Source organism: Paenibacillus ottowii (assembly GCF_050516475.1).
Lineage (GTDB): Bacteria > Bacillota > Bacilli > Paenibacillales > Paenibacillaceae > Paenibacillus > Paenibacillus ottowii.
On the sequence record NZ_CP191577.1, the window covers coordinates 4,370,098 to 4,396,359 of the forward strand.

Annotated in this window: 21 protein-coding genes and 1 pseudogene; 8 read left to right on the forward strand and 14 right to left on the reverse strand. The window is 44.7% G+C overall.

Features of this window, described 5'->3' with window-relative positions; genetic code table 11:
* Position 1: 1 nt before the first annotated feature.
* The 6 genes from ACQQ6X_RS20350 to ACQQ6X_RS20375 all read right to left on the reverse strand — a co-directional run bounded on the left by ACQQ6X_RS20350 (position 2) and on the right by ACQQ6X_RS20375 (position 7,690).
* Positions 2-553 (reverse strand): methylated-DNA--[protein]-cysteine S-methyltransferase, encoded by a 552-nt coding sequence (locus ACQQ6X_RS20350; protein WP_305166796.1) that lies wholly within the window; start codon positions 551-553, stop codon positions 2-4.
* Entirely contained in the window at positions 546-1,139 is a 594-nt protein-coding gene (locus ACQQ6X_RS20355; protein ID WP_305166797.1) for a bifunctional transcriptional activator/DNA repair enzyme AdaA, read from the reverse strand. Before ACQQ6X_RS20355 ends, ACQQ6X_RS20350 begins: the two co-directional genes overlap by 8 nt.
* A 154-nt stretch (positions 1,140-1,293) precedes the next feature.
* Positions 1,294-2,784 carry an alanine/glycine:cation symporter family protein gene (locus ACQQ6X_RS20360; RefSeq protein WP_305166798.1) on the reverse strand — a complete coding sequence of 497 codons (1,491 nt, stop codon included), beginning with the start codon at positions 2,782-2,784 and terminating at the stop codon, positions 1,294-1,296.
* 219 nt (positions 2,785-3,003) lie between these two features.
* Entirely contained in the window at positions 3,004-4,893 is a 1,890-nt protein-coding gene (locus ACQQ6X_RS20365) for a beta-glucoside-specific PTS transporter subunit IIABC (protein WP_305166799.1), read from the reverse strand.
* A gap of 249 nt (positions 4,894-5,142) precedes the next feature.
* Positions 5,143-5,973, reverse strand: coding sequence for a BglG family transcription antiterminator LicT (gene licT, locus ACQQ6X_RS20370; RefSeq protein ID WP_063209624.1), 831 nt, complete (start codon positions 5,971-5,973; stop codon positions 5,143-5,145).
* A 277-nt stretch (positions 5,974-6,250) separates the two neighbouring features.
* Positions 6,251-7,690: a 6-phospho-beta-glucosidase gene (locus ACQQ6X_RS20375; protein WP_305166800.1), complete on the reverse strand. Its 1,440-nt coding sequence runs from the start codon at positions 7,688-7,690 to the stop codon at positions 6,251-6,253.
* Positions 7,691-8,152: 462 nt separating this feature from the next.
* Between ACQQ6X_RS20375 and ACQQ6X_RS20380 the strand changes: the two genes are divergently transcribed.
* From ACQQ6X_RS20380 to ACQQ6X_RS20415, 8 genes are all read left to right on the forward strand, one after another.
* Positions 8,153-9,613, forward strand: a complete 1,461-nt coding sequence (locus tag ACQQ6X_RS20380; protein ID WP_305166801.1) for an L-fucose/L-arabinose isomerase family protein — start codon at positions 8,153-8,155, stop codon at positions 9,611-9,613.
* 24 nt (positions 9,614-9,637) lie between these two features.
* A complete protein-coding gene (locus tag ACQQ6X_RS20385) occupies positions 9,638-10,483 on the forward strand; it encodes a transketolase (protein WP_149034251.1) in 846 nt (281 codons plus the stop codon).
* Between the two features lie 3 nt (positions 10,484-10,486).
* Complete coding sequence (locus ACQQ6X_RS20390) at positions 10,487-11,422, forward strand: transketolase family protein (protein ID WP_305166802.1); 936 nt, start codon at positions 10,487-10,489, stop codon at positions 11,420-11,422.
* 15 nt (positions 11,423-11,437) lie between these two features.
* Positions 11,438-12,979 carry a glycerol kinase GlpK gene (gene glpK, locus ACQQ6X_RS20395; RefSeq protein WP_305166803.1) on the forward strand — a complete coding sequence of 514 codons (1,542 nt, stop codon included), beginning with the start codon at positions 11,438-11,440 and terminating at the stop codon, positions 12,977-12,979.
* A 131-nt stretch (positions 12,980-13,110) separates the two neighbouring features.
* Complete coding sequence (locus tag ACQQ6X_RS20400; RefSeq protein WP_305166804.1) at positions 13,111-15,057, forward strand: BglG family transcription antiterminator; 1,947 nt, start codon at positions 13,111-13,113, stop codon at positions 15,055-15,057.
* 188 nt (positions 15,058-15,245) lie between these two features.
* Positions 15,246-15,602 (forward strand): PTS lactose/cellobiose transporter subunit IIA, encoded by a 357-nt coding sequence (locus tag ACQQ6X_RS20405; protein WP_149034255.1) that lies wholly within the window; start codon positions 15,246-15,248, stop codon positions 15,600-15,602.
* Positions 15,599-15,898 (forward strand): PTS sugar transporter subunit IIB, encoded by a 300-nt coding sequence (locus ACQQ6X_RS20410; protein ID WP_305166805.1) that lies wholly within the window; start codon positions 15,599-15,601, stop codon positions 15,896-15,898. The genes ACQQ6X_RS20405 and ACQQ6X_RS20410 overlap by 4 nt, the downstream gene beginning before the upstream one ends.
* A 154-nt stretch (positions 15,899-16,052) precedes the next feature.
* Positions 16,053-17,354, forward strand: coding sequence for a PTS sugar transporter subunit IIC (locus ACQQ6X_RS20415; protein ID WP_305166806.1), 1,302 nt, complete (start codon positions 16,053-16,055; stop codon positions 17,352-17,354).
* Between the two features lie 90 nt (positions 17,355-17,444).
* Here the strand turns inward: ACQQ6X_RS20415 and ACQQ6X_RS20420 are convergent, their stop codons facing one another.
* The 8 genes and pseudogenes from ACQQ6X_RS20420 to ACQQ6X_RS20455 form a co-directional block, all read right to left on the reverse strand.
* A complete protein-coding gene (locus tag ACQQ6X_RS20420; protein WP_305166807.1) occupies positions 17,445-17,921 on the reverse strand; it encodes an RNA polymerase sigma factor in 477 nt (158 codons plus the stop codon).
* Between the two features lie 40 nt (positions 17,922-17,961).
* Positions 17,962-18,649: pseudogene (locus tag ACQQ6X_RS20425) on the reverse strand (polysaccharide deacetylase family protein); the annotation flags it as partial.
* Positions 18,650-18,713: 64 nt separating this feature from the next.
* The gene (locus ACQQ6X_RS20430; RefSeq protein ID WP_305166810.1) at positions 18,714-19,928 is read right to left on the reverse strand and encodes an ABC transporter permease; all 1,215 of its coding nucleotides are present in this window, start codon (positions 19,926-19,928) and stop codon (positions 18,714-18,716) included.
* A complete protein-coding gene (locus tag ACQQ6X_RS20435) occupies positions 19,925-20,662 on the reverse strand; it encodes an ABC transporter ATP-binding protein (RefSeq protein WP_305166811.1) in 738 nt (245 codons plus the stop codon). The genes ACQQ6X_RS20430 and ACQQ6X_RS20435 overlap by 4 nt, the downstream gene beginning before the upstream one ends.
* The gene (locus ACQQ6X_RS20440) at positions 20,659-22,119 is read right to left on the reverse strand and encodes an efflux RND transporter periplasmic adaptor subunit (protein ID WP_305166812.1); all 1,461 of its coding nucleotides are present in this window, start codon (positions 22,117-22,119) and stop codon (positions 20,659-20,661) included. Before ACQQ6X_RS20440 ends, ACQQ6X_RS20435 begins: the two co-directional genes overlap by 4 nt.
* Before the next feature lie 35 nt (positions 22,120-22,154).
* A complete protein-coding gene (locus ACQQ6X_RS20445; RefSeq protein WP_305166813.1) occupies positions 22,155-23,264 on the reverse strand; it encodes a TolC family protein in 1,110 nt (369 codons plus the stop codon).
* Between the two features lie 183 nt (positions 23,265-23,447).
* Positions 23,448-25,460 (reverse strand): ABC transporter permease, encoded by a 2,013-nt coding sequence (locus ACQQ6X_RS20450; RefSeq protein WP_369425862.1) that lies wholly within the window; start codon positions 25,458-25,460, stop codon positions 23,448-23,450.
* Complete coding sequence (locus tag ACQQ6X_RS20455; protein ID WP_063209642.1) at positions 25,426-26,205, reverse strand: ABC transporter ATP-binding protein; 780 nt, start codon at positions 26,203-26,205, stop codon at positions 25,426-25,428. The genes ACQQ6X_RS20450 and ACQQ6X_RS20455 overlap by 35 nt, the downstream gene beginning before the upstream one ends.
* Positions 26,206-26,262: the final 57 nt, after the last annotated feature.

Sequence of the window (26,262 nt, forward strand, 5' to 3'; positions counted from 1 at the left end):
CCTAACCTCCCAGGCTACAAACGGACTGACTGTGGTGTACGATTTTTTCTAGCTGCAACAGCTTCACCTTCATGTCCAGTCCCCCACGATACCCGGTCAAAGCTCCATTCTTACCAATGACCCGGTGACAAGGGATCGTGACCAAAATTGGATTAGCCCCGATGGCAGCACCTACCGCACGAACAGAGGACGGCTTCTGAATCGCATTGGCAATGTCTGAATAAGATTGTGTTTCCCCATATGGGATATTACACAGGGCGTTCCATACAGCCATTTGGAATGTAGTCCCATGGAAGTCAACAGGCAATGTAAAATGTGTACGCTCTCCTTGGAAATACTCAATCAGCTCTTTGGCATAGGGCTGTAAAACGGTATCCTCTTCAACGAGAGGACTGCCGGGGAATCGACTTCGTGCCCATGCCATCAACTCTTCTACAGATTGATTGAGTGAGCCAACATAACATAATCCTTCCGATGTGGCTGCCATATATAAATTCCAATCCTCATGCGTCAATAATGACCAATAGATCGTTTTATTCATTGGATTAACCATGTTGTGTACCTCCATTTTGAGTTTCTTTTGATTCGAGTTGACGATACTGCAACGGGGTGTAGCCTGTATTTTTTTTAAACAACGTAATAAAGTAAGGGGTATTGGACAGACCTACGCTCTCCCCCACTTCCGCCACAGATTGATGTGAGCAGGTGAGCAGCTTCTTCGCTTGTTCCAGTCTAGTACGCTGTATATATTCCATCGGAGTTACATGCATGATTCGTTTGAAGGTGCGATGTAAATGATACGGACTTCCATGACTTTTCTCTGCCAAAATGTGCAATGTTAAGTCCTTCATGTAGTTCGAATTTACGTATTCCACAACTCCTGCGATCCAGTCGTGATCAGGCAACCGTTGTCCTGTCGGTTTACATCTTTTGCATGGACGAAAGTGCGCAGCCAGGGCCTGCTCTGCTGAGGTAAATATACGGATGTTCTCTCTTTTAGGAGGTCGGGATTTGCAGGAGGGGCGACAGAATATTCTCGTTGTTTTCACAGCATACAAAAATACGTCGTCATAAGACTTGTCGTTTTCTACAATAGCTCTCCACCTGTCGTCTGTTATGGATAAATCGGATGTGCTCATGTTAATCCCCTCTCTTGGGCAATGTACCCTTCCTCATATCCAAATTATAAACTAATTAGTGAACATATGTACCCCTCTTGGAATGTAAAGGCAAGATAACGAAAAAAAGATGACTCCGCGCGGAGCCACCTTTGATTTTAGTTCTCTATCTTGTTTAGGCTTGCAGCTTACCGGATTCAACCGTGATCTTCGCTTCATCTGAAGGAGACTGATATTCACGTGACCAGTAATCGGCATTAGAGATCCCTGCCTTCTTCGGATCAAATACTGGGTCTATCCCTTGCCTCCGTTGCCGCTCGTAATCCTTAAGCACCAGGAGCGCAGGCTTGGCCAGGAGTATTATAGCAATCAGATTCACCCACATCATAATACCAACACCCATATCTCCCAGTGTCCACGCCAACGCAGATTCCTTGACAACCGTTCCATAGAACGTCGAACCCAGAATGACCAGCTTTAACAGGAACATAGGCCACTTGGCTTTACGATCGGCAATCAGGTAGGCCATATTCGTTTCAGCGATATAATAATAGGCGATAATGGTGGTAAATGCGAAAAAGAACAATGTAATGGACAAAAGACTCGACCCAAAACCCGGAAATACTGATTCGATGGCAGCTTGTGTATATTGGGTTCCTTCTTCAACACCCGGAAGATGCTGCACAATATAGCCCCCACCTGGTCCCTTCACATTGTACATCCCTGTAAACAAGACCATGAAAGCCGTAGACGTACAGACTAAAAAGGTATCTACATATACAGAAAATGCTTGAACCAGTCCTTGCTTTGCCGGATGAGACACTTCTGCGGCGGCTGCCGGATGCGCACCAGAGCCTTGTCCCGCTTCATTTGAATAAATCCCCCGTTTTACTCCCCAGGCAATGGCCGTCCCTGCTATACCGCCGAACACTGAATCGATACCAAAGGCACTGCGAAAGATCAGGGCAAATACATCGGGAAGCGCAGTAATGTTCGTCATCATAATATAGAAAGAGACAAGGATGTAGCCAAGTGCCATAAAGGGTATGACCACCTGTGCCACATTGGCAATTCTTTTTACACCACCAAATATGATAAGCGCCAGCAACACGACCACTACTATCCCGGAAACCTTCATATCCATACCAAACGAACTATGAAAAGCTACCGCAATCGAATTCGATTGCGTTCCCGGCATCAGTAAACACATAGCGACCAACACTACGACCGCGAAAATAACAGCAAACCATTTTAAGCCTGTCCCTTTTTCAATATAAAAGGCCGGGCCGCCTCGGTACTGACCATCACGCTTTACCTTATACACTTGGGCTAGTGTAGATTCAACAAACGCAGTGGCCGACCCGATAAAAGCCATGACCCACATCCAAAATATTGCTCCAGGTCCACCCATACCGATTGCCAGTGCAATCCCCGCAATATTCCCCGTTCCTACACGTCCCGATAACGCCATCGTAAAGGCCTGAAAAGAGGATACACCTGCCTCAGAACTTTTCCCTTTAAAGACGAGGCGAATCATCTCTTTGAAATGTCTGATTTGCAGAAATCGTGTCATAATCGAAAATAATAGACCCACGCTCAAACAGACATATACCACAGGATTGCTCCAAATGACGCCATTTACTGCCTCTGCCCACTTCTCTAACATTCCTTGCATTTCCCCCTGATCCATCAATTCATATTTAGTTTAGGTTTTCAGAAAATTTGCATATTTACAAGAAATTATAGATTAGTTTTCACAACCGTACAAGCTAATTTAATTGACATATTGTCAATTACAAATCGACTTATCTGCTACCTGAAAGGACGACAAAAAAGCTCTGACGATCCAGGAAAGTGGATCATCAGAGCTTGGTCTTTAAGAAATTCAGACGATATCTTCTTGCTCATTTGAAGCGCCAGACAGTTTCAACAGGGGGGTCTGCTCCGCTATCTGTCCTTGAGCGATTGGGAGAATTTCCGTATATTCAGAAGAATTTGTGATGATAACCGGCGTAATCGTAGGATAACCCTCTGCTTTGATTTGCTCAACATCAAATTCGAGCAGCAGATCTCCCGCTTTTACTTGATCGCCTTCTTTAATATAGGAAGTAAAATGTTTGCCGTCCAGCTTAACCGTATCTACTCCGACGTGAATTAGAACTTCTGCGCCATGATGCGAAACCACTGCCAGCGCATGCTTTTTCTTGAACGCCACCGTAATGGTTCCATCAAACGGGGCTACCACTCTGCCTGTTGTCGGTTGGATGGCGATACCTTTACCCATAGCTTCCGAAGCAAACGCAGGATCGGGAACCTCCGACAGAGCAACCACAGTTCCTTCAATCGGGCTTAATACCTCTTCATTAGAAATGACAACTGTAGAAGTTGATTCTTTCGATGAATTGTCAGTGGTTTCTTCCTCTTCAACTGGATCTTCAAACCCTAAAATATAAGTCAAAATGGCTGAAACCAAAAATGAAACGGTAATCCCTAAAATCAATCCCGGGAAGCCTTGTCCGCCAGGACCGTAAAAGATCGGTAAGGTCAGCAAGCCAGGTGCGCCAGAGGCAAATGCTTGCGTTCCTGCTTGACCGATAATAGCACCACCGACAGCACCGCCGATAATACCGGCAATAAACGGACGTTTCAGTGGCAACGTAACCCCATAGACCGCTGGCTCTGTGATACCGAACAACGCAGTAAGTGTAGCGGAGCCCGCTAGTGTTTTCAGTTTTTTATTTTTCGTTTTCAGCATGACACCAAACGCTGCGCCCGTTTGAGCAAAGACGGAAGCCGAAGCAGCGGGCTTAATGCCATCCCGGCCGTTAACAGCAATGTTATTAATAAATACAGGTATAAGACCCCAGTGAACACCGAAAATAACGAGCAACTGCCAGCAAGCACCAAGGATTGCTCCAGCCAGGAGCGGACTAAAGCTGAACGCAGCAACGAGTGCGGTAGCGATCGCGTTGCCCACATACACCCCGACAGGACCAAAAACCATCAGGGTCAGAGGAAGTATAATTACAAGTAGAATCAAAGGTGTAATAAAGTTTTTAACGCTTTCATGAATCACTCGATTACACCATTTTTCCAGCTTACTCATGACGATAACGGCTAAAATAATTGGAATAACGGTAGACGAATAACTCATCATCACAACGGGAATCCCGAAGAAATCGGTAGGCGTGCCTTCTGTTTTCAGCGTGACAATCGTCGGGTAAAGCAGCCCTCCAGCAATGGTTAGAGCAACGAAGATATTACCTCCGAATTTCCGTGCCGTTGTAACCGCTAACAAGAGCGGCAGGAAATAAAACAAGCTGTCAGCCGCAGCATATAAAATTATATAGGTCGTGTCTTTGGGCACCAACCAGCCAAGGTTACTTGCAATCAGCAGCAGACCTTTCAAAATACCAGAACCCGCCATCACTCCGAGCAATGGTGCAAAAATGCTGGAAATCACGTCAATTACAGCGCCAAACCCTTTCTTGCCCTTAGCTGAACCCTCTTCTTTTCCAGTTTCATTTAAAATGCTGGATACTTGGCCGATGGCACTATATACTTCTGGTACTTTGTTGCCGACCACAACCTGGAACTGGCCACCGTTTTGCTTGACCGTAATAATTCCATCGGTTTTCTCCAGCTTTGCTTTATCTGCTTTCGCCTCATCTTTTAGCACAAAACGCAGGCGCGTGGCGCAGTGTACAAGCGATACTACATTTTTTTCGCCGCCTACCAGGTGCACAATTTCTTTAGCCAGTTTTTCATAACTCATGATGGACACCTCCATGTTCTAAGGGGCTTTTTACATATTTAGGCACACAAAAAACCTAAGCCTTGAAAAATGGTGGGCATTGAAGTCCCGCGATTTTTCATGACTTAGGTTTTGCCTGCATAACCAGTAACAATCCCAGTTAAAACTTATTAAATTCCTGTTACTCACATAATACATTTAATCTACCATATTTGTCAACAAAAACATTTAAACATATATTCTTTTATTTTTTTGCTAAAAAAGCTCAACTTATCTATTCACCACTCGTTCAATATGCACGGTTAAATACAGCTTTTCTTCGTTCGTCAATTCGTGACCGTATTCTTTTTTTACAAAGGTTCCGATTTTTTCTGTACAAGCGGCTGCTTCCTTGTGCTTTTCCTTAATCATGTCATACAAATGGTCATAGTTATTTTCATAGTGATTTCCCTTAAATACGCGCTGGGCGAAAAATTTCAGATGCGTAATAAAGCGGAAATAACTTAGAGAATCCTCGTCAAAATCCACCTTAAAATGGTACTTGGCGATATTGATGATTTGCTGGATGAACTTCGTAATACTCATGGTCGTAATGACTTCCTCATTCATTTCAGCATTTACGATGTGAAGGGCAATATAAGCTGCTTCATCCACAGGCAGTTCAATGTCGAGCTTTTGCTTGATTTGTTCCAGCGTTCTCAGACCAATGGCGAATTCTTCTTTGTACAACTGCTTGATTTCCCACAACAACGCATTTTTAATTTCCAGGCCTTCCCGGTACCTTTCGATAGCAAAATTGATATGATCGGTCAGAGATACATAAATATTTTCGTTCAGCTTTCTGTTCAGATTATGCTTGGCGTCATTAATGACTTCCTCCACGATCACGATCAAATCCAGCGGTACCTCGCGCAGCAGCATTTTGAAATTATCGGATGTCTGCTTGTTTTTCAGCGCAAATACCTTCTGAATTCTGGTTTCATCTACTTTGTCTCCAGGCTTTTTCTTAAAAGCAATCCCCCGGCCCATGACCACAAGTTCTGTACCGTCCGTCTGGTAGACACTAATTACATTGTTGTTGATGACCTTTGCTATATTCATCTCGATCCCCCGTTCCCTATGCCAGCAAGAGCCACTCATTGCTCCATCTTCTTTATTGCAAACAAAAAAAACCGAAGCACACCAAATAAACTAGAGTGTAAAACTCGCTTATTCGTAGCTTAGGTTTTGCCTGCTATGCAGTAACAATCCTAAAAAATGATGGAATTGCGTCAAGTATAGCCCGAAAAGGAACGATTGTCAACGCTTTCAATCAAGGAACGAAGATCGGAAATCCCTATGGGTTCGGGACATCCGATCCTATTTTCTTGTCTTATGATTATTCGCCGAGATTTTCGCCGTCGGAATGAATTACGTTTTTGTACCAGTGAAAGCTTTTCTTTTTAATACGCTTCAACGAACCGTTGCCTTCGTTGTCACGGTCAACATAAATATAACCATATCGTTTTTTCATCTCTCCGGAGGAAGCGCTGACAATGTCAATCGGTCCCCAGCTGGTGTAACCGATAATTTCGACTCCGTCCTGAAGAGCCTCACCCATTTCGGCAATATGCCGCTTGAGATAGTCGATTCGGTAATCGTCATTCACTTCCCCTTCAGGTGAAACCACGTCATTGGCACCAAAGCCATTTTCCACTACGAAAAGAGGCTTTTGGTAGCGATCATGTAATTGGTTGGCTGTGATGCGGAATCCTTTTGGATCGATCGTCCAGCCCCATTCGGACTTGTCCAAATATGGGTTAGCCACGGAGCCGAATACATTACCGCTGGTCATATTTTTTACGATTTCTGGATCTGTGCTGGTTGTCCGGCTTGAATAATAGCTAAACCCGATGTAATCAACGGTGTGATTTTTCAAAATGGCTGCGTCGCCCGATTCCATCTCGATGTTTAACCCGTGATCCTTGAAGAAGCGCTTCGCATAACCAGGATATTCGCCGCGTGACTGTACATCAATGAAGAAGTAGGATTCGCGGTCTTTTTCCATCCCCTGATACACATCTTCCGGATTACATGTATACGGATAGAAGCTGCCAGCAGCAAGCATACAGCCAATTTTCGCATTTGGAATGATCTCGTGACATGCTTTCACCGCCAGCGCACTTGCCACAAGCTGATGATGCGCCGCCTGGTACTGAATTTGTTTAACGTTTTCACCTTCTTGAAATACAAGCCCGGCACCAAGAAACGGCAAATGAAGCAGCATGTTAATCTCATTAAATGTCATCCAGTATTTGACTTTATCCTTGTAACGAGTGAATACAGTTTTGGCATAGGTTTCAAACAAACCTACCAATTCTCGGCTGCGCCAGCTTCCATATTTCTCGATCAGGGCTACTGGTACGTCAAAATGAGCAAGGGTCACAACCGGCTGAATGCCGTGTTTATGCAATTCGTCGAATAAATCATCGTAAAATTGCAGCCCCGCTTCATTGGGAACAGCATCTTCTCCAGTTGGAAAAATACGAGCCCAGGCAATGGAAACACGCAGTGCCTTGAAACCCATTTCCGCAAATAGCGCAATATCCTCGCGATAGCGGTGATAGAAGTCAATGGCTTCGTGGGAAGGATAGAATTCGCTTTCAAGTGGAGTCAGCGAAGGAACATTCCCTTTCATGATGCCTCTTCTCTTCTCTCCAGTAGGCAGCAGATCCACCAGACTCAATCCTTTACCGTCTTCCAAATAAGCGCCCTCAGCCTGGTTGGCAGCAAGAGCACCACCCCATAAAAAGTCTTTAGGAAAAACATAACTGGACATAAACGTTCTCCTTCCAAATGTGTAATAAAAGGGAACCAATAAGGGTGGTGAATAATAAAAAAACCCAAACCAGCCTGATTACACTTATACGTGCAAGCAAGCCGATTCAGGTTATGCCCTATCGGTAACATCCCATGAAAAGGTTATTCGTATTTGATTGAAACTCTAACAAAGATTTAGAAACCTGTCAAATTCAATGGATATGATAAATACGAATATCTGATCGCAAAGGAGAATCATATATACGTTATTCAAATTTAAACAATATACATATTTTTAGTTTATTTTCGTTAATTAACTAAACTAATACAACTATTTTTTATAAACAAGCTAATTGACAGCGGTTTACAGAGGTGATACGATGATTCCGGAAATAAAACAACATATAATTCATCCTTTCTTAGTTTAGTTTTGTTTAGCGTTATTTCAGTTTATTTACTTCTAGTACGAGGAGAGTTATTCATGAAAAAGCTGAAACTGGGTTATGCGCCTACTCGACGTTTCACCTTCAGTGCTGAGGATGCATTCCGCTACAAAGTTGCCATTCGCCAACAAATCGAGAGCTTCGGGATGAACATTGACATCGTGGATTTGGAAGGACTTAATGAAGAAGGTTTGCTGTATGACGATCATATTAATGCTGATTTGATTATTAAACGTTTCAAGGAAGAGGAAGTGGACGCTGTTTTCTTCCCCCACTGCAATTTTGGTACCGAGGATACGGTTGCCCGTGTGGGCAAGGCGATTGGCAAGCCGGTTCTATTGTGGGGTCCACGTGATGAGGCTCCTCTAGCCGACGGGATGAGATTGCGGGATACCCAGTGTGGATTGTTCGCTAGCGGAAAAGTGCTTCGCCGCTTTAATGTCCCTTTTACCTATATCACAAACAGTCGTGTTGCTGATCCGGTATTTGAACGAGGTTTTAACAACTTTATCTCGGCTGCCAATGTAGTACGACAGTTCAAAAGTTTACGGATTCTCCAAATAGGTCCTCGTCCTGCTTCCTTTTGGACCATGATCTGCAATGAAGGAGAACTGTTGGAGCGATTCGGTATTGAAATTCATCCAATTACGCTAGTAGATATTCAGCTCCGTTCAAAGAAAATTGCATCCGGGAGCAGTGCTGAGCTTTCAGAAACGATGGATTATATCAAAGAAAAGCTGGATTACAGTGAAGTCACCGAAGAAGATATCAGACGCATCGCAGCCCTTAAAGTAGCCATGAAATCCTACGCTATCGAAACGGGAAGCACAGCCATCGCCATCCAATGCTGGTCCTCCCTCCAGGAAGCCATGGGAATTATGCCTTGTCTGGCAAATGCCATTTTGACAGATGAACAGATTCCGGTCACCTGTGAAACTGATATTCACGGAGCAATTACTTCGGTTATGGTACAAGCGGCTGCGATGAACGAGCTCCCTACTTTTTTTGCTGATATTACGGTACGTCACCCTGAAAACGAAAATGGAGAGCTTCTTTTCCACTGCGGAAATTTTCCGGTTTCCATGTCTATTGAGAACAAACCTAAACTGCGCAAGCACTTCCTGTTCGATGATCACGCACCAGGCACACATGAAGGACAAATCAAAGGCGGCGGCATGACCATCGCTCGTTTTGATGGTGATCACGGAGATTATTCCATTTTCCTCGGCAAAGCAAAAGGAATTGAGGGACCTTATACTCGCGGCTCGTATGTCTGGGTGGAAGTCAACGACTGGCCGTTATGGGAAGAGAAGCTGGTCAAAGGTCCTTACGTCCATCACTCTGTGGGCATTCACGCTAACGTCATCCCAGCTCTGTACGAGGCCTGCAATTACCTTCCAGGCGTCAAGGCAGACCCGGTCGACCCTACCGAACAGGAAATCCAGCGCTGGTTGCGTGGCTCCGATCTCGCTGTCACCAAGTCGGGTATTCTGGTTTAACTATTTTATTTTTAGGAGGGCACTATGGAAATCCTAGACTTGAAAATCAAAGCCGCACAAATCCGTAAAGACCTGCTCACTATTATTCATCGTGCCAAAACAGGGCATACAGGAGGCTCATTGAGCAATACGGATATACTCACCGCCCTATACTACGAAATCATGAATATTGATATCGCTAATCCGAAATGGGAGGAACGCGACCGCTTTATTGCCAGCAAAGGACATTCCGTCGAATCCTTATGGTGTATTCTGGCTGACCTTGGTTTCTTCCCTAAAGAGGAACTGGAAACCTATAGCCAATTTGGTACCCGTCTGATTGGGCATCCAAACAATAAAGTTCCTGGTATAGAGATGAATACAGGCGCATTGGGTCATGGCCTGCCCATCTCCGTCGGCATGGCACTGGCTGCCAAGCGTGACGGACGATCCTACCGTGTATTCTGTCTAATGGGTGACGGGGAGCAAGCTGAAGGCTCCAATTGGGAAGCCGCTATGGCAGGTGCCCATTACAAACTGGATAATCTTATCGGGATCATCGACCGCAACGGCCTGCAAATTAGCGGTACAACCGAGGAGGTTATGGGACTTGAGCCGCTAGAGGAGAAGTGGGCTGCCTTCGGCTGGAATGTTATCTCCATTGACGGCAACAGCATGGAGGAACTGGTTCGTACATTCCGCAATGTTCCTGAAATTGAAGGCAAACCAACGTTGGTGCTGGCAAACACGATCAAGGGAAAAGGTGTATCCTTTGCCGAGGGCGTCCCAGGCTGGCATCACCGTATTCCAAGTGATGATGAACTTGAACGTGCACTGGCAGAACTAACGCAAAAAATAGACGAGTTATCCGGGGAAGGACAGGTGAGATAAACAATGAACAAAATCCCAAATCGTCAGGTCATCTGTGAAACGCTGCTTAGCCTTGCCAAAGAGGACCGGGATATTATGGTGTTGGCTAGCGATTCTCGCGGCTCTGCCGCTATGGCCCCCTTTGCCGATGCCTATCCGGAACAATTTGTAGAAGTAGGCATTGCCGAGCAAAATATTGTCGGTATGTCTGCCGGACTGGCACACAGCGGTAAAAAACCGTTCGTCACCTCTCCTGCCTGCTTTCTCAGCATGCGTAGTATTGAGCAAATCAAGGTGGATGTTGCCTATTCCGGAACCAATGTAAAGCTGATTGGGATAAGCGGTGGTGTTAGCTACGGCGCACTGGGGATGTCCCATCACTCTGTCCAGGATATTGCTGTAGCCAGAGCGATTCCTGGTTTGATGGTCTTACTCCCCGCCGATCGTCATGAAACCAAAAAAATGACCGAAGCACTGGTTCAGCATGAAGGAGGCGCATATGTACGGATCGGACGTAATGCTGTTGAGGATGTCTATCCGTCCGATAATTATCCATTTGAGATTGGAAAAGCTGTCACCTTACAAGAAGGATCAGACATTACCTTGATTGGCGCAGGTGAGACTGTCCGTATCATTCTGGATGCGGCTGCGTTGCTCCAGCAGATGGGTGTGAAAGCTCGTGTTCTCAATATGCACACCATCAAGCCACTTGATGAGGAAGCGATCATCGCCGCAGCCCGGGAAACGGGAGGTATTGTCACCGTGGAGGAGCATAGTGTATTCGGCGGCTTGGGTGCTGCTGTAGCAGAAGTGGTGGTTCAACATCAACCCGTTCCTATGAAAGTGCTAGGCATACCGGATGAACCAGCGATTGCCGGCAAAACAGCTGAGGTCTTTGAACATTATGGACTTACCCCTGACAATATTAGCAAGATTGTGCTGGAATTGATGAACAAGTAAGGAGCTGTAGCTGTAATGAATATCGAGACCTATATTCTGGCGATCGATCAAAGCACTTCCGGAACCAAAACACTGCTGGTCAATCAGCGGGGCGAAGTGATTGCCCGTTATTCTTTGGAGCACAAACCATATTACCCACAGCCAGGCTGGGTTGAACATGACCCGCTTGAGATATATCACAATGTGCTTATTGCTGCCAAAGGCGTACTGGAGAAAGCCGGGCTTTCTCCTTCCTCACTGGCCGCAGTAACGATTACGAATCAGCGAGAAACGGCTCTAATCTGGGACCGTTCTACTGGCTTGCCTATCTATAACGCCATTGTATGGCAGTGCCAGCGAACGGCAGAGGTCTGCGCACGGTTGAAGAATACTGGCTATGAAGAGGTTATACGCTCCAAGACAGGTCTAATGCTCGATCCTTATTTCTCTGCCGCCAAGTTCAATTGGATTTTGGAACATGTGCCCCATGCGCCCCAATTACTTGCTGAAGGTAAACTGCTTGCGGGGACCATTGACAGCTGGCTGCTATGGAAACTTACGGGCGGTCAAATACATGCAACCGATTACAGTAACGCCAGCCGTACTTCCCTGTTTAACATCCACACGCTGGCTTGGGATATGGATTTGTGCAATATATTTGGTGTTCCTTCCTCCCTGCTCCCTGAGGTAAAAGCATCCGATGCCTTGTATGGCTATACACAGGAAGCGGAATTATGGGACGAGCAAGTAGCGATATCAGGGATAATCGGAGATTCACAGGGTGCACTATACGGACATCGTTGCTTCGAGACTGGTGACGCCAAAGCCACATATGGGACTGGAACATCTGTGCTTATGAATATTGGTTCGCAACCCGTGCAGGGTGGTGAAGGGTTGGTTACAACGATTGCCTGGGGGGCTTCAGGAAAGGTTACTTACGCATTGGAAGCTGTTATACGTACGACCGGAGACAGTATAAAATGGACAAGGGACAATTTGGGATTATTCTCGTCATTTGAGGAGATGCAATCCATGATCACTGAATTGCAGGACAATGAGGGCGTATATTTGGTCCCTGCTTTTGTCGGTTTGGGTGCTCCCTACTGGAATCCCTCTGTACGTGCTGCAATTGTGGGGATGACCCGTGGAAACGGCAAAGCACATATTGTACGCGCAGCACTGGAGAGTATCGGGTATCAAGTGAGAGATGCGGTAGAATTTATACGTGAACAATCCGGTGTACCCCTTACTAGTTTACGTACAGATGGCGGAGCCTCATCTAACAGCTGGCTCATGCAGTTTCAGGCAGATATTCTGGGTACCCATGTTACCCGCTCTACCTGTGCCGAGCTGTCTGCAATGGGCTCTGTGTATCTGGGCGGTCTCGGTGTCGGATACTGGTCAGACCCTAAAGGCATCGTCACGGGAAATACCTCTGATCAGAATCTGTATGAGCACTACACTCCTAGTATGGATGAAGTCAGCCGCCAGCGGCTTTATACAGGTTGGCAGAATGCTGTGCAGATGGTAATACGTTCAGAACAACCGTCTACCCCTTCCTCTTCCGCTCATTATTGATTTAATCTTCCTCATTACTTTTGAGCTTACTACGAGCTTCCGGTTATTTCACAGGTGTTACACTTGGATAATCGGAGGTTTTTTTATGTACACTGCATGTATTTCGCTTTACAGAAAGGGGGAAACCTTGAATGAATGCACGCATGGTTTCAATTCTTCAGCACATGCTGGCTGCCGATGCTCCTGTCAAAAGTGATTATCTCGCCAAATTGATTCAGGTTACTTCACGCACCATCCGCAGCGATATCCGGGAGCTGGATAAATTTTTATCCAAGCATGGGGCAGCCATTGAACCTGTTCGTTCAAGGGGATATGAACTGAAGATTACAGATAGCCGTAGCTTTCATGCGCTGCTGCAGCAATTGTTCCTGTCCAGCGAGCCCGATGATCCGGGTTCTCCTGGCTACCGGCAATTGTATTTAATCAAGCGTCTCCTGCTCGCTGATCATTATGTGAAGCTGGAACACCTCGCAGATGAGCTATATATAAGCAAGTCTACGGTGCAGAATGATTTCAAAGAGGTTAAGCAAACCCTGCAAAGCTACGGAATCACCATTGATAAACGGCCAAATTACGGGGTCAAGCTGAAGGGGGATGAAGTTCAGCTTCGGTTTTGCTTGTCCGAGTTTATTGTAAGCCGTTCCCAAGAACAAAGCGGAACACTTCATGCAGCGCTGCCCATCGTCACCCCGCGCGAAATGACGCTGATTTGCGGAATCATTCTGGAACAGACTCAGAAATATGAAGTGACACTCTCCGATATCGCCTTCAGCAATTTATCTATTCATATTGCGATCGCTTGCAAGCGCATTCGTGATGGTAACCAGGTAGCTATGCTCTCGGCGGAAATAGGAGATCTACGGGGCACCGATGAATTTCGAGCTGCCGAGCATATTGTCGAGCTGATCGAAAAGGAATTGCAGTTATCTTTTCCCGAAAATGAAATTGCCTACATTGCCATGCATCTTGCCGGAAACAAATGGTTTGTCGGGATTGAAGGACACCCAATAGAGGACATGGGACCCGAGAAGCTGCTAGACTGGAATATCTATGAACTGGGCAAGGAAATGCTCGCCGAGATCGACAGGGATTTGAATCTGAACATCAGCCGTGATACAGAACTGCTCATAGGCATCTGCCTTCATCTAAAGCCGGCTCTGAACCGGGTAAAGTACGGGATGAATATCCGAAACCCCATGCTGGATCATGTCAAAGGCAACTATCCTCTGGCTTTTCAAGCGGGAGTCATGGGTGCCAAGCTGATCGAGAGCAAGCTGAATATTGCGATCCCGGAAGCGGAGATGGGCTATCTGGCCATTCACATCGGAGCAGCCATCGAAAGACAGCGTATGAACACCCGGCCAAAACGCTGTCTGGTCGTCTGCACTTCAGGAGTCGGAAGCGCCCGGCTGCTCAAATACAAGCTGCAAAGCACTTTTGGCAACTCGCTTGAAGTGGCGGCTACTACAGAATATTACAAGCTTCAGCAGGTTCCCCTGCATGACATTGATTTCGTAGTGAGCACCATTCCCATTCAGCTCCCATTATCGGTTCCGGTCGTGGTTGTGCAGACACTTCTTGGCGGCAGCGATATGGGCAGAATTGAAAGCTTGCTGGCTGGTGACGCCGAGTTTAATTTTCACTACATTCGGGAGGAACTCGTATTTCTGAGACAAAATTTGACCACCAGGGAAGAAGTCATCTCATTTCTGGGTCAAAAAATATATGCTGAAGGGCTGATCCGCTCTGCCGAAGGTTTTATTGGACTTGTCCTAGAGCGAGAACAGGCGGCACCCACGGCTTATGGAAATTTGGTAGCCATTCCTCACCCTATCATTCCGCAAAGCAATCAAACCATATGGGCGATCTGCACCCTTCAACAACCCATCGAGTGGGGCGACAAACCAGTGCAGTTCATCTGTCTCCTCAGCATTGAAAGAAACGGTAAAGAGCCACCAGCTAAAATGTATAACCATCTCATGGAACTTGTCGACAATTCAGATATCGTCCAGCAAATGCTAAGATGCGAAACGTACGAGGAATTTTCCAGGATTATCGTCAAATATAAGCTGTATTGAACCAAGCTCCGCAGTACATCCGGCTGATAGTCACAGAACAGGTGCTGCCTCGGAACTTTTTGAAATGGAAGAATAGTAGCAATGAATGAATTTCCACTACTGGCGGAAAAGACTTGCGTTTAGATCTCGGCAGCAAACCTATACACTAGATCTATAAGTTAAAGAGAAAAAAGCATGAGGTGAACGAGATGGAGGAGTATCAAGAAATCATCATGGGTATTATCACCAATTCAGGTGTTGCCAAGAGTAAAGCGATGGAAGCGATCTCTCTTGCACAAAAAGGTAACACCCAGTTGGCGGCAGAACGGCTTGAAGAAAGTAAAGCCGAGTTGGTTAAAGCACATAAATCACAAACAAGGCTGATTCAACAAGAAGCTGGCGGAATCGTCCACGAAGTCACACTGCTTATGGTACATGCTCAAGATCATCTTATGTCAGCCATCACCACTAAAGATCTGGCGGGACATATGATTGAGCTTTACAACAGACTGAGTCGCTATGAAGAAATCTCAAATCATACTTCCATGGGAGGGAACAACCGATGAAACAAATTACACTGGTATGTGCTGCAGGAATGTCTACAAGTATGTTGGTACAGAAAATGCAAAAGGCCGCACAAGCACAAAGCCTTGAGGTGGAAATCAGGGCTACTTCCGAAGGTTCCTTTAAAGAATATGCTGACAAAACGGATGTACTGCTGATTGGACCACAGGTCGGCTACCTGCAGGATGATTTCAAGGCAAAATATGAACCTAAGGGCATTAAGGTAAGTGTTATCAATATAGTAGACTACGGTATGATGAACGGCGAAAAAGTGCTAGGAGACGCGCTTAAGCTGTAAGACTCAGAGTCAGATGCTCATTCCCCCTGAACAAGGAGGTTGGTTAAATCGGGCAACGATATAAGGATGATTCTGCATGGTGCTTTATCAAATGAAAGCGTTGTCTTAGTTATTATATAGGCGGATGAAAGTCTATCGTAGGAGTTGAACAAATATGGCTAACCAACAAAAATTCTCTTATAAGCTTCAAAAAGTGGCGGGTACAATTCAGCAAAACCGTTACATGAGCGCAATTTCCAACGGGCTGATGTCCACCCTTCCTTTTCTGATTATCGGGGCATTTGCAACCCTCTTCTCTGCACTTGCTTGGGAGCCTTACCAGAATCTGATCGCGCCCGTGAAGGCCATAATCGGGTTGGCATCAACGATGACCACCGGCATCATTGCTCTGTATGCGGTATTTTTTATAGCCTACAGACTGGCACAAGCTTTTGACAAGGACCCCCTTGTTCCGGCGGCAACCGCCCTTCTCTCTTTTCTGATCGTTACACCGATCCAGACCTTTGATAAAGTCCGTGCCCTGCCACTTCAATGGCTCGGTGCGCAGGGATTGTTCGTTGCCATGATCGTCGGCTTGATTGCCGCACGGTTGTATATTTGGATTGTTGACCGTAATTGGACGATTAAAATGCCCGACGGGGTCCCGCCTACCGTTGTCAAAACCTTCTCAGGCTTGATCCCGGCCATCTTGGTAGCCCTTGTGTTTGTTGTCGTTGCCGGGTTGTTTATGCAGACTCCATTTGGCACAGTTCACGATTTTATCTATACTTATCTCCAAATACCACTGGAAGGGTTGGGCGGATCACTCGGGGCTTTGATTATCGCTCTGATCATTATGCAGGCTCTGTGGATGTTCGGAATTCATGGGGCAATTGTTATACTCGCTATCGTCAAACCTATCTGGATGAGTCTGGATCTAGCCAACCTTGACGCTTTCCAGGCAGGCTCTCCACTTCCCAACATTATCGGGCTGGCCTTCTGGTCCATCTTCTGCAACTACGCGCCGATGCTTGGATTTGCCCTGCTATTGGTTTTCCTGGCCAAAAGCAAACAGCTTCGCACGATCGGCAAGCTTGGTCTACCGGGTACCTTTTTCTCAATTCACGAGCCGTTGATCTTCGGAATTCCAATGGTATTGAATCCGTTGCTGGCCATTCCGTTTATCGTCGCTCCCATCATTTGTGCGGTGCTCGGCTATATTGCCACCAACATCGGCTTGTTGCCGGCACCCATCGGGATTTACCCGCCTTTCGGCACCCCTATCTTTGCTCTGGGCTTCATCGAGGGCAGTTGGAAACTAGCCGCCGCACAACTGGTACTTATCCCGATCAGTATGTTGATCTACTACCCGTTCTTTAGAACGCTGGACAAGCAGGCCCTGAAGAAGGAACACGAAGCGCAAGCGCAATTGGAAAAGCAAGCAAGTGAAGCCACAGCAAATCCCGTGATCCTATAATAGAAAAAGGCAGAAGCGGCGGACGGATAAACGGTCGCCGTTTCTGCCTTTGCAATCGTTAGGAGAGGAAGCTTTGGATACAACTAATGTTCAGGAAATATATCTCAATTTAATGCGTTGGGAAGCTCTGTGAAGCGAAGACTTCACTGCATTTTCACTCTTGTTTAAAATTTTAGCCGTTTCTTTTATGGAGTATCCTTGGACTACACGCAATTTAAGTACCGTTCTTTGTTCCGTGTTACTTGCCAGCAAAAGAATTCGGTTAACCTCCTCCTGAATTTCAAAATCGAGGGTATCCCAGTGAGAGTAGACCTGCTCTTTACGCATAAGATATCCATCCATTTTCTTCCGTTTTCTCATTAAATCTATAGCTAAATTTTTGGCAATTCTCATAAGATAAAATCGAATACGGTCTTCGGGCAAATCAGGCGAAGCTCTTATAAACCGAACAAAGCACTCATGCAGCAAATCTTCGGCATCCTGTTTGTTATGCAATATCCTCAATAGATAGCCAAAAAGATCTGATTTGCAAGACACATATAGATCCTCTACATCTTTAATATCCATATTATTGCTTATCCCCTCTGTTTTAATTGGGATTGGTACGTTACTTGATCGTCTTAAATTCATATCCCTGTTTTTTTAAATAGCTTATGATTTTAGGCAAGGCTTTGGCTGTTTCTTCCTTCCCATAAGTGTCATGCATGAGCACCACTGCTTTTTCTCTATTCCCCATATTCCTCATGAATTCGCTAATTAATTGTTCAGCATTTTTAGGTGCACCTTCTGCATCTTTAGGCAACACATTCCAGTCAATCTGATGATAATCTTTATTACGTAAAGCTTTGTCCAGCACTTCCATACCATTGGGATCGTTTCTCTGCCATGTCATATGACCGCCCGGAAATCGAATCACCCTTGTCGAAAAGTCCTGCCCCAATACTTGCTTTAAAATAACCGTAGTCATGGGAGTAGGTATGATTTCCGATCGCATGTCCTTCCCTAATCAATCTTTTTGTTATTTTTTTAGTCACTTCATTTTCCTCTACTGCTTTTCCTACTACAAAAAACGTTGCTTTCACATTTTCTTTTTTAAGAATATCTAATATTTTAGGCGTTACGGTAACCGAAGGACCATCATCAAAAGATAAATAGACTACTTTTTCACCGTCGATCCCCTCAGGTCGCTGCCCTTGCATTTGCTGGTTTAAGTACTTTTCAACAAATGCTGCATCTTCAGCACCCGAAACATTTTGTAGAGAAGATTCGTTCCCTTTGGATTTGTTATTTTGTTTGTCGTTGTTCCTCCAAAATCTTGAAGCAGTTCACGTTTTGTATTGCGACCATCTGCCCATTTAATTATTCGTATCTCAATGCATCTATTGGCTTTAATCTTGCTGCTTTATAAGCTGGGTATACCCCAAATAGAATGCCTGTGCCTGCGGAGCTAAGAAACGAGTATAGGATCGGCGAGATTGTAAATTCAATGGTCATGTGTGTCGTTGCTTCGATAATTTTGGAGGCGCCTATGCCTATAATAACCCCGAGCATTCCCCCCAGCAGACCAAAAATGACAGCTTCGGACAGGAATTGAACCATAATATCTTTCGGCTTGGCACCGATGGCTTTTCGAATGCCGATTTCTTTCGTGCGCTCTATAACCGATACCATCATAATATTCATAATTCCAATTCCCCCAACCACGAGCGAGATCGCCGCTACACCTCCGAGCAAGCTGGTCATAATATTATCTACACCGGATGCTGCACCTGCTGCTTCGGACAGACTCATCACTTGAAATTGATCCGGTTCCGAAGGTTTTAGCTGATGCGTCACACGCAAGCTTTCCAATATGTCTGATTGAGCCTGGTTCATCAAGCCCGGTGACTTGACGGATACCTCTAGACCAGTAATGTTTTTCTCCCCTAGACGGTTTATCATGGTTGTAGCCGGGATATAAATTTGATCATTTGTACTGTAGCTAAAATTCGAAACAGGCTGAGGATTCAATACTCCGATCACTTTGAAAGGGATCTGCTTGATTTGAATCGTTCGTCCCAATACGCCTTTGGTATCTCCACCAAAAAGACGTACAACCGCTTGGCTTTCCAGAATGGCAACATTCCTACGCTTATCCATCTCATCGTTGGTAAATGTTCTGCCCTCGGCAAAGGAAAACTTTTTGGCCTTATAAAATGAAGCAGATGTCCCTACAATGGTTGCATTATAGTTATATCGCCCCCATGCAGCTTTTGAACTGCTTGAAATACGGGGCATCATTGCTGCAATCGAACTCTTTTGTTCCAATGCCTCGACATCTGTCCACGTAAATGAGGGCAAGGTGTCCTGATTTATTTCTTCCTCAGTCATTGGCATGACGGGAGCAACCATAAGCACGTTATTCCCTAACTTATTGATTTCCTCCTTAATACTGGCCTTTGAGCCATTCCCGATGGCCATAATGGCAATCACCGCCGCCACCCCGATAATAATACCGAGTATCGTTAAAAAGGAGCGCATCTTGTTGGTAGTTAAGCTATTCATCGATACACGGATCGTTTCCATCAAATTCATAGACTTACCACCCTTGATGAAATTCGTCTATTCTTAATCGGCTCATCTCGCTCAATGTTACCATCCCGAAAGCTGATCAATCGTTTGGCATATTCCGCTATTTCAAGTTCATGAGTAACCAGGACAATGGTTTTTCCCTGCTCATTCAAGCCTTGAAACAGCTCCATAATCTCGATGCTTGTCTTCGTGTCCAGTGCGCCTGTAGGCTCATCCGCCAGCAGAATGACCGGATGATTCACCAAGGCTCGGGCGATGGAAACCCGCTGCTGCTGACCGCCAGAAAGCTCATTAGGCTTGTTATACATCCGTTCTGCAAGACCCACCATCCGAAGCGCCTCTATTGCTCTTTCCCGACGCTCCTTGGCAGGTACACCTGCATACATCATAGGCAGCTCCACATTTGCTAAAGCTGTAGTACGAGGCAGCAGATAAAATTTCTGAAATACAAAACCTAGCTTCTCATTTCTAATCTCCGAAAGTTCATTTTCACGAGCATCTAATATGGAATATCCATCCAGGTAGTATTTACCTGTATCTGGATGATCCAGGCAACCAATGACATTCATCATGGTAGACTTGCCTGAGCCAGAGGGTCCCATGATAGCCAAAAACTCACCTTCGTTAATAGATAAGTTCACACTGCGCAGAGCCTGAATCTCCTGACCGCCTACCTCATATCTTTTTTTCAATTCTTTAATTTCAATCACGGTTTTATTGGATTGAGTTTCGCTCATTGTGCCTGCCCCCCTCCACTGCCATTCGGGTCAGCACTGCTGTTCTGAGGGGGAATCACAATGGTTTCACCTTGTTTGACACCGGACTTGATTTCGGCCTGATCCGCTGTATACACGCCCAGTTTCACCGGTCTAAACTCATAATCCGCCGGATTCGCCGCGTTCTTCGCCACATATACTCCATCCACACCGCCTTCAGACCTCAAGGCAAACAACGGCACAGACAGCGCATTTTTGTGTTCAGCTAACAGTAGGGATACATCCATATTCATCCCCGGTTGCAGCCTTATGTTTTGGCTATCCAAAGACAATTCAATTTTGTATGTAGTCACATTGGCTTCCGTCACCGGCTCTGGTGAAACAAAGCGTACTTCGCCTTTAAATTGTTTGTCTGGGAATGAATTCGAGTGCATTGTCGCCTGAAGTCCAGTCTTCAATTTAGCAATATCACTTTCGTTAACCTTGGCAAGAACCTTCATAACCCCTGTGTTGGAGTTATTCATGACAATAAAAGGTGCAGTAGGACTAGTGCCCACATCGCCGTTGACCTTCAAAATGATCCCGTCCCACGGCGCCGTAACCTGTAATTTACTCAAAACACTTTTCTTCTGCTCTAGTGCCGTCTCAGCCTGCAATAAAGAAGCTTGTGCAGATTGGATGTTGGAAGCTTCAGGCGGGGACTGTGCAGCCTTTAATTGTATTAAAGCTGTTTTATAGCCCATTTCCGCCTCTTCGATCGCCTCAGTTTGCTTGGTCTGTGCCTTCTTGTACTGCAGCTCCGCATTGCTCATATCCAGTTTTGCCTTATCCAGATTTTGTTTGGCTGTCGCCAGGTCACTTTCTGCAGCCGCATCATTCTGGACCAGATAAGCCTGGTCATCATAATCCTTTTGGGCTTTATCCAAAGTCACCTTGGCTGCCTCCTTTTGTGCCGTGGCTTCCTCTAACTCCATATCGTTTTTGGCTGTTTTAATCGCCATCTGCGCCTTTAAGACATTGGCTTTCTGGAGCTCGATATCATTCGTTTTGGGTCCGCGCTTGGCTTCTTCCAGCTTGGCTCTTGCAATCGCGACATTGGATTCGGCATCCTTAATTTGCAGCCTGGCGTCCGAATCATCTAATCGTGCTAGAACCTGACCTGCTTTAACGCTATCCCCTGCTTTGACATTGACAGCGATGAGCTTGGCACCCTCGACATTTGTAAAATTAATATTTACTTCCTTGGAAGCCTGAACGGTTCCGGTCACGGCAAGCGACTCGGTTATGTTAGCTTTCTGTACCTGTACCACCTGATTCGCCGGAGCCTCTACAGGCTTTCCCTGATCCCTTTTCATGTAGAGCGTGCCGCCAATTCCCGCTATAATGAGCAAGACCAGAATACCTATGCTCCTTTTCACTCTTCTTTTTTTTCTTAATACTTGTAATGAATCTTTATCTTTCTTTTCTGTTTCCGACAATGTTATATCCCCTTAAATTATATTTTTTCTAAATCCTATACACTCCACGGCTTGTTTAAAGCATGTTGCAGCAGCGTCATTTGAACAACGAGTTCATCCATATTCCGTTCAATTTGCTTTACTTTCAACTGATTTGTAGCGACCTCCGTGCCCGTAGCAAATCCACGTTCCTTTCTTTTGCGAGAAATGTCCAACACTTTATTAAGGTTCTGTAGATTACTTCGCATTTGCTCGTATTGTTCTTCATTTTGCTGTAAGTTAAAGTACATACTCCTCAGTGATTCTGCTAGTTGATCCTTGGTATTTTCCAGTCCACCTTCTGCTGAATCTACATCAATCTGCTTAATTTCATAGTCATCCGTTCCCGAGTTCCACGTGTAATATTTAATTTCCATTTTGGCCAGCTTGACTGCCTCTTCCTGTCTCCATACTGAAGGACTCGCCGAGATAGCACGCGTCACCAGCGTATCCAGATTCGTGTTATCCATCTTCCGGTAAACGGGTCGGTCCACCAGTTCATATAATGTTCCTTGGGACTGCCTCATTTGTGTATTAAGCGAATCTAGCGCTTTTTGCAGCGCAGCTTTTGCAATGTCTACATTCTTTTGAGCCTCTATACGAGTCTGAATAATCGTACTTCGATCACCTGGAGAAATTTTTCCACGATTGGCCTTTGCTTCAGCAGCTTTTTCCTCCAATTGCGCGAGCGAAAGTGCATCCTCACTACTCTTGACTTTGTTATCAGCCAGAAGTACGTCATAATAGTTTTTCATGGCAGCGTAGTCTGTCTGATCTTGGGCAAGTTCGATTTGCTTTTTGGATTCCAAATAAGAAACCGTCGATGAGGCATACCCCTTCCATGCTGAACTACTAGCCGCATCTTCTTCACTGTTGCCTTGACCTGCCGGAATGAAATCCAGATTCTTGCCTGCATTTTTCAGCATAATTCGGTTACGATCTATCGTTTGCTGGGCTTCCTTCAAGTTAAAGCTATTAGATCGTGCCCATTGCTGGGCTTGATTCAGTGTTAATTTCACACTTGCTTTGCTAACCTGCTGCTGCGCCTCCTCTGCTTGAACAAAGGACGCTGATAAAGAACTAGCTGACAAGACGAGCAGCAATAAGATGAACATACGTTTTTTCATAGATATCCCCACTTTAAAAATATGGTAACGAGCTCAGATTGGTTTATTAATATGTTGTTATATGAATTATATGTTTTCTTCTATATCCCACTTGAGACCTCACCTTCTATGCGATGCAAAATTCCAGAAAGGAGGAACACCGTCCTGCCCTTCTGAAACTTTTTACACACAACGTACCGTTCCTTATAGTATCTTTAAATCTAATTGACGAAGATACAGAGAACGTACAATAAGAAAGGAAAGAAATTGGATGGCCCAGAAGCACAGCATAATTTGAATCAGCGTAAGATGAACGGGTACTCCATATATTACAGATGGTTCTGACATCACTAAACAAAGCACCATTCCTATAGACGATACGACTAATGGCAGAAGAAACAGGAATGCAATTTGTCTGGAAGCCGATTGTCTCATTTCTTTTGAGTTTAGTCCGATTTTCGATAAAGCTCGGTAATTTTCTTCATCTCGCTGAAGATCTACATACAATCTGAAATACAGCAGGCTTACCGTACTAGCCAACATAATAATGGCGATAAATCCGCCAATAAATTCACTAATAACCAGATCCATTTCTGATGTTAAATAGTCTACGGCCCTGGAGTTAAGCACTCCTTTATTCACCTTGTTGGCCAACACGGAATACAACCATACCTCCTGTTGAGTTTCAAGAGTTTCTAAGGAAAGCTGGCCATTCTTCCATTTTGGCACAAAATAATAAGTAGATTTATAGGCCAACGGATCATTGAAATACCGATGTTCAATTAAATAGTCGTAAGTTCGATCAGAAACAACAAGTAGCCTTCCTAATTCAGAGACGATATTTCCATCAAACTTCAGGTTATGATCTATCATCTTAGTATCCAGAATCTGAAGATTTATCATATGAGATTTCCCTTGCTTGTAAGTTAGCTTTTTTTCAAAAAAGGTTTTCTTTTCTTCGAGAGACATCCCGTTTGGATTGATAATGAAAAAACCTTGATTCTCCCGAAGCGCAGGTACCTGCTTCAGCTTCTTAAACTTGGATGCAAGTGCTTCATAGTTGGATTGTTTCATCACTGGCGCGATCTGTTCCCGAAAGGGAAAGATCAACACTTCACCCTTCGAATAATCCACTCCAGCCGTATAAAGATTTTGGTCAATCTCTTTTTCAAGCTCGATAGAACTTACAACATCAGAAGTAAATGCAAATGAATAAGACTGCTCCCTAAGAAATCTTTTTTGCTGCTGCATGGAGTCAAAAGTTGACGCTGCTCCTACACAGGAAATGATAGAAATGAGGGTAATCAATGAAAAGAGCCCGGCATTTTTCCTCATTTTATATGTGATCTCAGATAACCATAACAAACGCGATCCGCTCCAAGACCATTTCCTGTTAGCTCTAAGCAATTGAATGAATAGTACACATGATTGAGTATAAAATAAGTAAATACCCAGAGATCCCATTACAACTGTATATTTAAAGGTGTCTCCGACCGAATAGTGCAATATATAAAAGGAAAGGGCCCCTAAACGATACGGTGCCAGATAAATGTAGGGTGAAAAATCAAGCTTCATTAAATATACAGCCGCTCCGATTAATACTATGGCAAGAATGGACAGACTCCATGAAGCTTTAGGCTCTTTGTTGAGCTGAGGAGCCTTGCTAAAAAGCTGCTGTAGTTTAAAACGTCGGATGAAAAAAACAGACACAAGTGAGATCAATATAAACAAAAACATGAAACCGATTCCTGTAAAAACCAGTGCTTTCCAAGGAAAATAAAATCTTAAATATATTCCTGTGATTTTGGAGCCCAAAAGCAGAAAAAACTTTGCTGAAACAAATCCCCCAATCATACCAGTAACCAATGATAAAAAGCCGATAATTAGATTTTCAAAAGCTACTAAAAAATATATTTGTCTATGACTTGCGCCTAAAATGGTGAGTATACCAAATTCTTTCTTACGTGCAGCAACAAAGATATTGTTTGTGTATAATACGAAAAAAAAGGAAAATACAAAAATCAACAAATCCGCAACCTGTAATCCCTTTTTTACGTTAGCTGCTGTGATTACATTCGAGACATCCGGGTGAAAAATAAATACCGCATATACAAAAAAAATCGTAATCATCAAGGAGCTGCTTAAATAATAAGGAACGTAAGCACGCGCATTGCGTTTGAGATTATTCCATGCTAACAGACGAAAGCTCATGTGCATGTCTACTTCCCCCCAAAAAGGAGAGCATATCTATGATTTCCTGAAAAAATATTTGCTGACTATGACTACGACGGATTTCATTATATAACTCACCATCTTTAATAAAAATGACCCGGTCGCAATAGCTGGCTTCCAAGGCGCCGTGTGTTACCAGCACAATTGTAGAATAGTCTACACGGTGGACAAGGCTCAGCATTTCCATTACAACACGCGAAGACTTGGAATCGAGGTTTCCGGTTGGTTCATCTGCAAGCAGGAGCGAAGGAGAATGAATCATAGCCCTGCCTATGGCTGCACGTTGTTTTTGTCCCCCCGACACCTCATAAGGCCGTTTGTCCAAAACGTCTGTAATATCCAGTTTTTTCGCTACTTCTTCCAGTTTGTGCTCCATTTCCTTTAACCCTTTTTTATTCAGCATCAGAGGAAACAGTATGTTCTCTCCCAAAGTGAGGGTTTCCAGCAAATTATAGTCTTGAAATACAAGCCCCAGTTCTTTGCGGCGAAATAAAGCCAGCTTATCCTTCTTGAGCAGATGTGGAATTTCCCCTTTAATGCTCACCTCGCCAGAAGTCGGCATATCAATGGTCGCAATCATATTTAATAATGTTGTCTTCCCACTACCAGACGGACCCATAATGCCAACAAACTCACCTTGTTGAATCGTTAAATGGATATTGTTGAGGGCTCGGTGGGGAACCTTACCATAGTATATTTTGGTGACTTGATCCATTCGTACAATCTCCATCGTCCATTCCTTTCTTTTTTCTATGTTATGATCATAATCCATCCGAATCAGAGCGTC

Coding starts and splice junctions, on each gene's coding strand:
- ACQQ6X_RS20350 (WP_305166796.1), bottom strand. CDS start 553: ATGGTTAATCCAATGAATAAAACGATCTATTGGTCATTATTGACGCAT.
- ACQQ6X_RS20355 (WP_305166797.1), bottom strand. CDS start 1,139: ATGAGCACATCCGATTTATCCATAACAGACGACAGGTGGAGAGCTATT.
- ACQQ6X_RS20360 (WP_305166798.1), bottom strand. CDS start 2,784: ATGTTAGAGAAGTGGGCAGAGGCAGTAAATGGCGTCATTTGGAGCAAT.
- ACQQ6X_RS20365 (WP_305166799.1), bottom strand. CDS start 4,893: ATGAGTTATGAAAAACTGGCTAAAGAAATTGTGCACCTGGTAGGCGGC.
- licT (WP_063209624.1), bottom strand. CDS start 5,973: ATGAATATAGCAAAGGTCATCAACAACAATGTAATTAGTGTCTACCAG.
- ACQQ6X_RS20375 (WP_305166800.1), bottom strand. CDS start 7,690: ATGTCCAGTTATGTTTTTCCTAAAGACTTTTTATGGGGTGGTGCTCTT.
- ACQQ6X_RS20380 (WP_305166801.1), top strand. CDS start 8,153: ATGAAAAAGCTGAAACTGGGTTATGCGCCTACTCGACGTTTCACCTTC.
- ACQQ6X_RS20385 (WP_149034251.1), top strand. CDS start 9,638: ATGGAAATCCTAGACTTGAAAATCAAAGCCGCACAAATCCGTAAAGAC.
- ACQQ6X_RS20390 (WP_305166802.1), top strand. CDS start 10,487: ATGAACAAAATCCCAAATCGTCAGGTCATCTGTGAAACGCTGCTTAGC.
- glpK (WP_305166803.1), top strand. CDS start 11,438: ATGAATATCGAGACCTATATTCTGGCGATCGATCAAAGCACTTCCGGA.
- ACQQ6X_RS20400 (WP_305166804.1), top strand. CDS start 13,111: ATGAATGCACGCATGGTTTCAATTCTTCAGCACATGCTGGCTGCCGAT.
- ACQQ6X_RS20405 (WP_149034255.1), top strand. CDS start 15,246: ATGGAGGAGTATCAAGAAATCATCATGGGTATTATCACCAATTCAGGT.
- ACQQ6X_RS20410 (WP_305166805.1), top strand. CDS start 15,599: ATGAAACAAATTACACTGGTATGTGCTGCAGGAATGTCTACAAGTATG.
- ACQQ6X_RS20415 (WP_305166806.1), top strand. CDS start 16,053: ATGGCTAACCAACAAAAATTCTCTTATAAGCTTCAAAAAGTGGCGGGT.
- ACQQ6X_RS20420 (WP_305166807.1), bottom strand. CDS start 17,921: ATGGATATTAAAGATGTAGAGGATCTATATGTGTCTTGCAAATCAGAT.
- ACQQ6X_RS20430 (WP_305166810.1), bottom strand. CDS start 19,928: ATGAATTTGATGGAAACGATCCGTGTATCGATGAATAGCTTAACTACC.
- ACQQ6X_RS20435 (WP_305166811.1), bottom strand. CDS start 20,662: ATGAGCGAAACTCAATCCAATAAAACCGTGATTGAAATTAAAGAATTG.
- ACQQ6X_RS20445 (WP_305166813.1), bottom strand. CDS start 23,264: ATGAAAAAACGTATGTTCATCTTATTGCTGCTCGTCTTGTCAGCTAGT.
- ACQQ6X_RS20450 (WP_369425862.1), bottom strand. CDS start 25,460: ATGCACATGAGCTTTCGTCTGTTAGCATGGAATAATCTCAAACGCAAT.
- ACQQ6X_RS20455 (WP_063209642.1), bottom strand. CDS start 26,205: ATGGAGATTGTACGAATGGATCAAGTCACCAAAATATACTATGGTAAG.